Source organism: Ligilactobacillus aviarius (genome assembly GCF_001654615.1).
Taxonomy (GTDB): domain Bacteria; phylum Bacillota; class Bacilli; order Lactobacillales; family Lactobacillaceae; genus Ligilactobacillus; species Ligilactobacillus aviarius_B.
Genome location: NZ_LWUD01000023.1, coordinates 1 through 3,049, shown reverse-complemented (window position 1 = coordinate 3,049; position 3,049 = coordinate 1). Strand labels below are relative to the sequence as shown.

The following is a 3,049-nucleotide window of genomic DNA, read 5'->3' as shown; positions in this document are numbered from 1 at the left end:
CTACCTGATCATCTCTCAGGGGTCTTACTTCCTTACGGAATGGGAAATCCGATCTTGAGGTGAGTTTCGCACTTAGATGCTTTCAGCGTTTATCTCATCCATACATAGCTACCCAGCGCTGCCCCTGGCGGAACAACTGGTACACCAGCGGTATGTCCATCCCGGTCCTCTCGTACTAAGGACAGATCCTCTCAAATTTCCTACGCCCGCGACGGATAGGGACCGAACTGTCTCACGACGTTCTGAACCCAGCTCGCGTACCGCTTTAATGGGCGAACAGCCCAACCCTTGGGACCGACTACAGCCCCAGGATGCGATGAGCCGACATCGAGGTGCCAAACCTCCCCGTCGATGTGGACTCTTGGGGGAGATAAGCCTGTTATCCCCAGGGTAGCTTTTATCCGTTGAGCGACGGCCCTTCCATACGGAACCGCCGGATCACTAAGCCCGACTTTCGTCCCTGCTCGACTTGTAGGTCTCGCAGTCAAGCTCCCTTCTGCCTTTACACTCTGCGAATGATTTCCAACCATTCTGAGGGAACCTTTGGGCGCCTCCGTTACCTTTTAGGAGGCGACCGCCCCAGTCAAACTGCCCACCTGACACTGTCTCCCGCCGTGTTTGCCGGCGCAGGTTAGAGTGTTCATACAACGAGGGTAGTATCCCACCAACGCCTCCAGCGAAACTAGCGTTCCGCCTTCAATGGCTCCTACCTATCCTGTACAAGTTGTACAAACACCCAATATCAAGCTACAGTAAAGCTCCATGGGGTCTTTCCGTCCTGTCGCGGGTAACCCGCATCTTCACGGGTATTATAATTTCACCGAGTCTCTCGTTGAGACAGTGCCCAGATCGTTACGCCTTTCGTGCGGGTCGGAACTTACCCGACAAGGAATTTCGCTACCTTAGGACCGTTATAGTTACGGCCGCCGTTTACTGGGGCTTCAATTCTGAGCTTCGCCGAAGCTAACTCATCCTCTTAACCTTCCAGCACCGGGCAGGCGTCAGCCCCTATACTTCATCTTACGATTTTGCAGAAACCTGTGTTTTTGATAAACAGTCGCCTGGGCCTTTTCACTGCGGCTGACCCGGAGGTCAGCACCCCTTCTCCCGAAGTTACGGGGTCATTTTGCCGAGTTCCTTAACGAGAGTTCTCTCGCTCACCTTAGGATTCTCTCCTCGACTACCTGTGTCGGTTTGCGGTACGGGTATCAAGATCCTCACTAGAAGCTTTTCTTGGCAGTGTGACATCGATCTCTTCACTACTTTAATTTCGTTCCCCATCACAACTTGTTGTTACGCAACTAAGCATTTGACTCAGCTACCAACTCATTGCTTGGACGCACATTTCCAGCCGTGCGCTTCTCTAGCCTCCTGCGTCCCTCCATCGTTCAAACAGATCTTAATAGTACAGGAATCTCAACCTGTTATCCATCGCTTACGCCTCTCGGCCTCAGCTTAGGTCCCGACTAACCCTGGGTGGACGAGCCTTCCCCAGGAAACCTTAGTCATTCGGTGGATTAGATTCTCACTAATCTTTCGCTACTCATACCGGCATTCTCACTTCTAAGCGCTCCACCAGTCCTTACGATCTAGCTTCGTTGCCCTTAGAACGCTCTCCTACCATGCACTACGTGCATCCACAATTTCGGTAATGTGTTTAGCCCCGTTACATTTTCGGCGCAGGATCACTCGACTAGTGAGCTATTACGCACTCTTTGAATGGTGGCTGCTTCTGAGCCAACATCCTAGTTGTCTATGCAATCCCACATCCTTTTCCACTTAACACATATTTAGGGACCTTAATTGGTGGTCTGGGCTGTTTCCCTTTCGACTACGGATCTTATCACTCGCAGTCTGACTCCCGGATATAGATCTGTGGCATTCGGAGTTTATCTGAATTCAGTAACTCTTGATGAGCCCCTAGTCCAAACAGTGCTCTACCTCCACGATCCTTTACTCCGAGGCTAGCCCTAAAGCTATTTCGGAGAGAACCAGCTATCTCCAAGTTCGTTTGGAATTTCACCGCTACCCACACCTCATCCTAGCATTTTTCAACATACACAGGTTCGGTCCTCCAGTGCGTTTTACCGCACCTTCAACCTGGACATGGGTAGGTCACCTGGTTTCGGGTCTACACCTACATACTGAAACGCCCGTTTCAGACTCGCTTTCGCTGCGGCTCCGGACTTTCCTCCTTAACCTCGCATGCAAGCGTAACTCGCCGGTTCATTCTACAAAAGGCACGCCATCACTCATTAACGAGCTCTGACTACTTGTAGGCACATGGTTTCAGGAACTATTTCACTCCCCTCCCGGGGTGCTTTTCACCTTTCCCTCACGGTACTGGTTCACTATCGGTCACTAGGTAGTATTTAGCCTTGGGAGATGGTCCTCCCGGATTCCGACGGAGTTTCACGTGTTCCGCCGTACTCAGGATCCTGGACTGAGGAAACAACGTTTCGCTTACAGGACGATTGCCTTCTCTGGTCGATCTTCCCAGATCGTTCAGCTACGTTATCTCTTGGTAACTCAAATGTCCAGTCCTACAACCCCAAAAAGCAAGCTTCTTGGTTTGGGCTGTTCCCACTTCGCTCGCCGCTACTATGGGAATCGAATTTCTTTCTCTTCCTGCGGGTACTTAGATGTTTCAGTTCCCCGCGTCTTCCTTCAACTAAGCTATGAATTCACTTAGCGATAAAACCTCACGGTTTTGGGTTTCCCCATTCGGAAATCTCCGGGTCATTGCTTACTTACAGCTTACCGAAGCTTATCGCAGTTAGTCACGTCCTTCATCGGCTCCTAGTGCCAAGGCATCCACCATGCGCCCTTAATAACTTAACCTCAACTATCTTATGATAGTGGTCTATGAGTTTAGCGATTAAGAACTTTTTCTTGTTTTAAACTCTTTAAAACGCGGTGTTCTCGGTTTTATAAAGAAATAAATTATTATCTAGTTTTCAAAGAACAAGTTTCGAGAGTGTAGATCTCTCAAAACTGAATAATGTTTCAACATGTGCAGTTTCCGTATTATTCCTTAGAAAGGAGGTGA

1 rRNA gene is annotated in these 3,049 nt (G+C 49.7%); it reads right to left on the bottom strand.

The features are described from left to right. Positions 1-2,841: ribosomal RNA gene (locus tag A3O17_RS04720) — 23S ribosomal RNA — on the bottom strand; the annotation flags it as partial. Positions 2,842-3,049: the final 208 nt, after the last annotated feature.